At 64.2% G+C, this 7,259-nt stretch carries 5 protein-coding genes, 1 tRNA gene and 1 pseudogene; 1 reads left to right on the top strand and 6 read right to left on the bottom strand.

Going from position 1 to position 7,259, the window contains the following annotated elements; translation table 11 throughout:
- Positions 1–64 precede the first annotated feature (64 nt).
- The 6 genes from ACIQ36_RS16825 to ACIQ36_RS16800 all read right to left on the bottom strand — a co-directional run bounded on the left by ACIQ36_RS16825 (position 65) and on the right by ACIQ36_RS16800 (position 6,837).
- Positions 65–140, bottom strand: a tRNA-Glu gene (locus ACIQ36_RS16825).
- Between the two features lie 124 nt (positions 141–264).
- Positions 265–2,049: a single-stranded-DNA-specific exonuclease RecJ gene (recJ, locus tag ACIQ36_RS16820; RefSeq protein WP_395831427.1), complete on the bottom strand. Its 1,785-nt coding sequence runs from the start codon at positions 2,047–2,049 to the stop codon at positions 265–267.
- A 4-nt stretch (positions 2,050–2,053) separates the two neighbouring features.
- Positions 2,054–3,013: a class II fructose-bisphosphatase gene (glpX, locus tag ACIQ36_RS16815; protein WP_395831429.1), complete on the bottom strand. Its 960-nt coding sequence runs from the start codon at positions 3,011–3,013 to the stop codon at positions 2,054–2,056.
- Between the two features lie 82 nt (positions 3,014–3,095).
- Positions 3,096–4,397, bottom strand: a complete 1,302-nt coding sequence (locus ACIQ36_RS16810; protein ID WP_395831425.1) for a homoserine dehydrogenase — start codon at positions 4,395–4,397, stop codon at positions 3,096–3,098.
- 48 nt (positions 4,398–4,445) lie between these two features.
- A complete protein-coding gene (locus ACIQ36_RS16805) occupies positions 4,446–5,672 on the bottom strand; it encodes an LL-diaminopimelate aminotransferase (RefSeq protein WP_395831423.1) in 1,227 nt (408 codons plus the stop codon).
- Between the two features lie 85 nt (positions 5,673–5,757).
- Positions 5,758–6,837, bottom strand: coding sequence for an OmpA family protein (locus ACIQ36_RS16800; protein ID WP_395831421.1), 1,080 nt, complete (start codon positions 6,835–6,837; stop codon positions 5,758–5,760).
- Between the two features lie 201 nt (positions 6,838–7,038).
- On the opposite strand from ACIQ36_RS16800, the pseudogene ACIQ36_RS16795 reads away from it, so the two are divergent.
- Positions 7,039–7,259, top strand: a pseudogene (locus tag ACIQ36_RS16795) (class I poly(R)-hydroxyalkanoic acid synthase); the annotation flags it as partial.

Here is a 7,259-nt window from a genome sequence, read left to right as displayed (position 1 = left end):
CTGCTGGGAAAAGCGCCGTTTCACTTCGGAATAACCTAGAAATATCAATAGGTTATGGTGTGAATGGCGTCCCCAACGGGATTCGAACCCGTGTTACCAACGTGAAAGGCTGGTGTCCTAGGCCTCTAGACGATGGGGACGTCTTGGCGTGGCCGGTTGATAGCGCGATTTGCGGGGAGGGGTCAAGAGTGACTTTGTTCGGTCGCCTGCGTTTCGTGACATTCCCATGACCGAGCGGCGAAAAACCCGCTGAAAGCCTTGCGTTTATGCCAGTGGGGCCGCGTCTTCGACAATCAATTGGACGCCTTCGGCACCCTGCCAAGTGTCGCGCCGCAGGTGGCCTGCAAGATGAAAATAGGCACCGCGATGGTTCATCAGCGCATCGCCCAGGGGCGTGTCGAGGCAGCGGAAGGCAATCGCCTTCAACCGTCCACCATTGGGGCCGGTGAGGATCAGGCGGACGTGCGCCGCGCCGACCACATCGGCCTTTACCAGCCGCGCCGGAGTGACGACGAAGCGCGGTTCGGAATTGCCCTGACCAAAGGGGCCGAGGCGTGCCACCTGGGTCAGCAGGTCGGGCGTTGCGCCCTGGCAGTCCAGCGTCGCATCCATCGACAGGTGCGGCACCAGCGGCGCGCCCGCAAGGTCGTCGCGGATGCGTTGGGATAGAAAGGCTTCGAGATCGGCTAATTTATCCTCGGCAACGGTGAAGCCCGCCGCCATCGCGTGCCCGCCGCCGTTGCTGAGCAACCCCGCCTGACGCGCTGCAATTACCGCATCGCCGAGCGCCACGCCGGGCACCGAGCGGCCCGAGCCCTTGCCCACGCCATTTTCCAACGCCACGACGCAGGCCGGGCGGTGATAGCGCTCCTTGAGGCGCGAGGCGACGATGCCGATCACCCCCGGATGCCACCCCTCGCCCGCCACCAGAATCAGCGGCTGATCCTGCTTCGGCGGCGCGCTTTCGAGCTTGGCGATGGCCTCTTCCTGAACAAAGGCCTCAATCGCCCGGCGCTCCTCATTGTAGTGATGGAGCTGCTGGGCGATGTTTTGCGCTTCGATTGGGTCTTCGGTGGTCAGCAGGCGCGCGCCTAAGCCCGCCTCCCCCACGCGCCCCCCAGCATTGACGCGTGGGCCGAAGATGAAGCCGAGGTGATAGGCCTCCGGCGCTTCGTCGAGCCCGGCGCTATCGGCCAGTGCCCGCAGGCCGAGCGTGCGGCGTTGGCGTAGAACGGCGAGCCCTTGGGTGACAAGTGCGCGGTTCACCCCCGTCAGCGGCACAACATCGGCAACCGTTCCCAGGGCGACGATATCGAGTAGCCCCATCAGGTCCGGCTCGGGCCGACCCGAGGCCTTATAGAACCCCTGCCCGCGCAGAACGCGGTTGACGGCGATGGCGAGCAGAAAGGCGACGCCGACAGCGGCCAGCGTGCGATGTTCGGTGGTTTCGTCGAAGCGGTTTGGATTCACCACCGCCAGCGCGGGCGGCAAGGCGGGCTCGCCCACATGATGGTCGCAGACGATCACCGACACCCCCGCCTCAGCAGCCAGCCGTAGCGGCTCGTGGGCGGTCGCGCCGCAGTCGACGGTGACGATCACTTCCGCGCCCTTTTCCTTCAGCGCGATCAGCGCCGGGGCATTGGGGCCATAGCCTTCGGTCATGCGGTCGGGAATATGAATGAGCGGCGCGGGGCCGAGGGCGTTGAAAAAGCGCCACAGCAACGCCGTGGAAGTCGCGCCGTCCACGTCATAATCGCCGAACAGGCCGATCCGCCCGCCCCGCGCCACGCAGGCGGCGAGCGCTTCGGCGGCCTTATCCATATCGAGAAAGCTGGAGGGGTCGGGCAGCGCCCGGCGCAGCGTGGGAGTGAGGAAATCCTCCGCCCCCTCCAAACTCACGCCGCGCCCGGCCATCAACCGCCCGACGAGTTCGGGCAGGCCGAGCCGTTGCGCAAGGGCGAGCCCTAGGCGCGCGTCGCCGCCGCGATCAATCCAGCGCCGCCCGCCAAACGAGCGTTCGACCCCCAAAAAGGCGGCGGCGCTGCTCATCGGCTTAGTGATTGAACGGCTTCAGCACGGTATTGTGCTGAGCGGTCACATAGCGCACCGTGCCCGTCGCCGAACGCATGATGAGCGAATGGGTCGTCGCCCCGCCGGGGAACAGGCGCACGCCTTGCAGCATCGCCCCATCGGTCACGCCGGTTGCCGCGAACATCACGTCGCCCTTGGCAAGATCGAGCATCGAATATTTGCGGTTGAAGTCGGTAATGCCCATGCGGGTGGCGCGGCCGCGCTCGTCGTCATTGCGGAACAACAGACGGCCCTGCATCTGGCCGCCGATGCAGCGCAGCGCGGCAGCGGCCAACACGCCTTCCGGCGCGCCGCCCGACCCGAGGTACAGATCGACGCCCGAATTCGGGGTTGAGGTGGCGATGACGCCCGAAACGTCCCCATCGGAAATCAGCATAATGCGCGCGCCAGCAGCGCGAACCTTGGCGATCAAATCGGAATGGCGGGGCCGGTCGAGAATGCAGACCACGAGGTCTTCCACCGCCAGCTTCTTGGCTTGGGCGAGGTTCTTCAGGTTCGTTGCCGGGTCGGCATCGATATCCACCACGCCGTCAGGTAAGCCCCCACCAACGGCAATCTTATCCATATACACGTCCGGTGCGTTCAAGAACCCGCCCGCTTCCGCCATCGCAATGACGGCAAGAGCATTCTGGCCACCCTTGGCGGTGATCGTCGTGCCTTCGAGCGGATCAAGGGCGATATCGATGCGCGGGCCTTGGCCGGTGCCAACCTTCTCGCCGATATAGAGCATCGGCGCTTCGTCGCGCTCGCCCTCGCCGATGACCACCGTCCCGTCGATATCGAGATCGTTCAGCGCGCGGCGCATGGCATCGACCGCGGCCTGATCGGCGGCCTTCTCATCGCCCCGGCCCATCAGGCGGGAGGCGGAGAGCGCGGCGGCTTCGGTAACGCGAATGGCTTCAAGGGCGAGGTTACGGTCCATCGACATGGGCAAATGTCTCCAAGAGGCCCCTTAGGCAAAGGGGCTAACAGTTGGGCAGGGTGATAGCGCGATACAGGGGCGCTTACAATTGTTCCATGATGCGGATAACGCGGGGCGGCTCTGTGATCGCGGGCAAGCCATCGATCCGGGCGAGCGCGCGGCGCATCGCCGCTTCGTCGGTCTCGTGCGTGGTAAGCACGACCGGGACGATTTCCCCCGGATTGCGCCCCCGCTGGATCATAGCTTCCATCGAAACTTTTTCGTCGCGCAAAGCCCCGGCGATATCGGCAATCACGCCCGGCTGATCCAGCACCATCAGGCGCACATAGTAAGCGCCGCGATGCTTGTCGATGGCAACCGACGGCAGCGCTGTTTTCGCTGCGACCGGCACCGAGAAAGTGGGAACGCTGAAACCGCGTGCAAGATCAATGAGATCGGACACCACCGCCGAGGCCGTGGGGCCTGCGCCCGCCCCGCGCCCCACCATCATCGAGGTGCCAACCGCATCCCCTTCGGCGACCACAGCGTTGTAAACGTCTTCCACCGAGGCGATGGCACTATCGACCGGCACCATGCAGGGGTGAACGCGCTGTTCCAGCCCGGCGTCGGTGAGGGCGGCGATGCCGAGCAGCTTAATCCGGTAGCCGAGTTCCTCGGCAAAGGCGATATCGACCGCCGAAACGTGGCGGATGCCTTCCACATGCACCTTATCGAAGGCCACATCGGAGCCGAAAGCGACGGCGGCCAGAATCGAGAGCTTATGGGCCGCGTCGATACCTTCCACGTCAAACGTGGGATCGGCTTCGGCATAGCCCAGCTTCTGCGCATCGGCCAGCACATCGGCAAAATCGCGGCCTTCTTGGCGCATCTTGGTCAGGATGTAATTGCAGGTGCCGTTGAGAATGCCGTAGACGCGGCTGAAGCGGTTCGCCGCCAAGCCTTCACGCAGCACCTTAATCACCGGAATACCGCCCGCCACCGCCGCTTCAAACGCCAGGGTGACGCCGCGCGCTTCCGCCATCCGCGCGAGTTCCGCCCCATGATGGGCAAGCAGCGCCTTATTGGCGGTAACGACCGGCAGGCCCCGCGCCAGCGCAGCTTCCACCGCCTCGCGCGCCGGGCCTTCCGAGCCGCCGATGAGTTCGACGAAGACATCGACATCGTTACGCTGGGTCAGATCTTTCGCCGTTTCGGCCCAGGTCACTTTTGAGAGATCGACGCCGCGATCCCGCGTGCGGTCCCGCGCGGCCACCGCCACCACTTCGATGGGACGGCCCGCGCGGGCCGCGATCTGCTCGGCATTCCGCTGTAACACCCCGACAACGCCCGCGCCGACGACACCCAAACCGGCAATGCCGACGCGCAACGGTTTACGATCTTCCATAACCTATTCTCTCACTCTCAAATCATCGTCGGGTCGTGTTGGACAGGATTACTGAGCCGCCATGTGGAACACGGGTTTAAACGCCGTGTCCGCCACATCGTCGCGCCCGAAGAAGGTCTTGATCGAGCGGGCGGCTTGGCGCACGCGCTGCGGGTTTTCCACCAGCGCGAGGCGTACATGCCCATCGCCATACTCGCCGAAGCCAACGCCGGGGGCGACCGCCACATCGGCTTCGAGCAGCAGGCGCTTCGAAAATTCCAAGCTGCCCAGATGTTTGAAACGATCCGGGATCGGCGCCCAGGCGAACATCGTCGCGGGCGGCGACGGAACATCCCAGCCCGCTTGCGCCAGCGACTGAATGAGCACATCCCGGCGCTGCTTATACATAGTGCGCATCTCTTCAACGCAATCTTGCGGCCCATTCAACGCCGCCGCAGCCGCGATTTGAATCGGCGCGAAGGCCCCGTAATCCAGGTAGGATTTGATCCGGGTCAGCGCGTTGATGAGCTTCTTATTGCCCACCGCATAGCCCATGCGCCAGCCGGGCATCGAATAGGTTTTCGACAGGCTGCCGAACTCCACCGCAATATCCATCGCGCCCGGCACCTGAAGGATCGAGGGCGGCGGGTTATCGTCGAAATAAAGCTCCGAATAGGCCATGTCCGACAGAACCCAGATATTCCGCTTGCGGCAGAAATCGACAATATCGGTATAGAAATCGAGCCCGCGCACTTCGGCGGTCGGGTTCGAGGGATAGTTGACCACCAGCACAGTCGGCGCGGGCACCGAGTGTTTCGCGGCGCGCTCCAGCATCACCATGAAATCACTGCCTTCGGTGGTCGGCAGGTGGCGGATCGAGGCCCCCGCCATCATGAAGCCGAAGGCGTGGATGGGATAGGAGGGGTTCGGCACCATAACCGTATCGCCGGGGCTGGTGATGGCGTTGGCAAGGTTCGCCAGCCCTTCCTTCGAACCCAGGGTTGCGACGATTTCCGATTCGGGGTCGAGCGATACGCCAAACCGGCGCTCGTAATAACCCGCAATGGCTTTCCTGAGGCCGGGAATGCCCTTGCTCATGGAATAGCGGTGCGTGCGCGGGTTCTGCACGGCTTCGATCAATTTATCGACGATATGCTTCGGCGTCGGGCTATCGGGATTGCCCATGCCAAAGTCGATAACGTCCCTGCCATTAGCTCGGGCGGCGGCTTTCAGCTTGTTCACTTCCGCAAAAACGTAAGGCGGTAAGCGGCGAATGCTGTGAAAGTCGCTGTCCATAATGTCTATCCCACGGGGACTAATGGGGAAACGCCGCGGCTGTCCCCACGCGCCAGGGCGATTGTTCGTTTAGGCGCGAGCGGCCTTAATCTTCAAGATAAATCTCGACCTTGCGGTTCGCGGCTTCCCCTGCGGGCGCGGCTTCATCGAACACCGCCGCCTGATCGCCCGAGGCGCGCACCGACAGAGCGAGCAGGGGAACTTTCAAGCGCACCAAGGCTTTACGGACATTTTCAGCCCGTTGCGCGCTGATTTTTTGATTGAAAGTTTCGCGTTTGCGCGCGTCATTCGTCTCCGCGCGCCGACTTGCATGGCCGACCAGCACCAAACGCCCACCTCGGGATTTTTGGATCTGCGCCACCTGTTTCAGCACGCCAAGCGCCGCGCCATCGAGCGCCGCCGAGCCGTCGCGGAAATAGAGCGTGGCGAGCGACGGGGCCGTGATCGCCGCATTTTCGGCACTCAACGCCTGTCGCCGCACGGGATCGGCCCCAACATCGGCGAGCATGGCATCGAGCCGCGCATCGACGGAGGCCCCGCTCGGTAGGGTTGGCGCGGTCGGTTGGACCGGCGCGGGCGCGGCAACAGTCGGAGTCGCAACCGAGACCGACGGCGGCCCCGGAACCTGCGCGGCTTGCGGCACCAGATCGACCGGCGCGGGCGGCGGCGGTTCGGGTTCGGGCTGGCGCGGCGCGGACGGCGGGATTGCCGGCATTCCTTCGGACGACGGCGCGACTTGCCCAACGGGCGGCGCAATCGGTTGCACCGAGACGCTGGCGGGCGTGGGCGCGGGGGCGGACCCCGGCGGCGCTTCGGTCGGGCGGAAATTCGATTGGGCTGGGAAATTCCCGTCCGTCAAGCTTGGGGCCACGGCGGCGGCTTTGCCCTCCGGGAACGGCCTGCGGATCGGATCGGCGCTATAGCGCGCATTGTCGCGGTCCGCCGCCAAGCCTTCCCGCACTGCTTGCCGCTCGGGGGTACCGGACCGCGGTTCGGGCCGGGCGGGCACCGTGCCAAGGTTCGGATAGGTGCCGTCATCGGTGGTTTTGGTATTGGTAAACAGCCCAAGGTCGCTACACCCGCCGAGCAACAGCGCAAGCATGGATACCGACAGCAGGCGACCCATGCCGCGCGTGTTCCCTACTCGCTCAAACCGCTGTGTCATGCATTCCCCCGCTGTGAACCGACCTTAACGCTTTCCGGCTGCGACCGCCTCCCATCCGTGGTATCCAGAGGAAGACGCGTCACGCGCCGACAGAACACGCAAAATACGCTCTCCTGGCAAGCAAAACCAGGGCGAGCGGTCTTTTGTTGGTATCGATAAAAAAAAGCGCGCACAAAGCGCACTTAGGGAGGGAGGACCGCAATGACCCAAAACCAAACAACCCCCAACCAATCGGCAAATAACGACGCACCCACGGTAGCCCTGCCCGACCCTGCCGAATGGTCGCGCGTGATGGGCGATATCGCCGAGCGCAGCCACCACATCATTGCGGATTTCATGGAGCGGCATAAGAACGACCCGCTGACGATGGATACCGGCACGCCCACGTCGATCGCTACCGCCTTCTTAGAGATGACGACGCG

The sequence above is a fragment of the Elstera sp. genome, from assembly GCF_044372965.1.
GTDB lineage: Bacteria > Pseudomonadota > Alphaproteobacteria > Elsterales > Elsteraceae > Elstera.
This window is presented reverse-complemented; position numbering and strand designations above follow the sequence as displayed.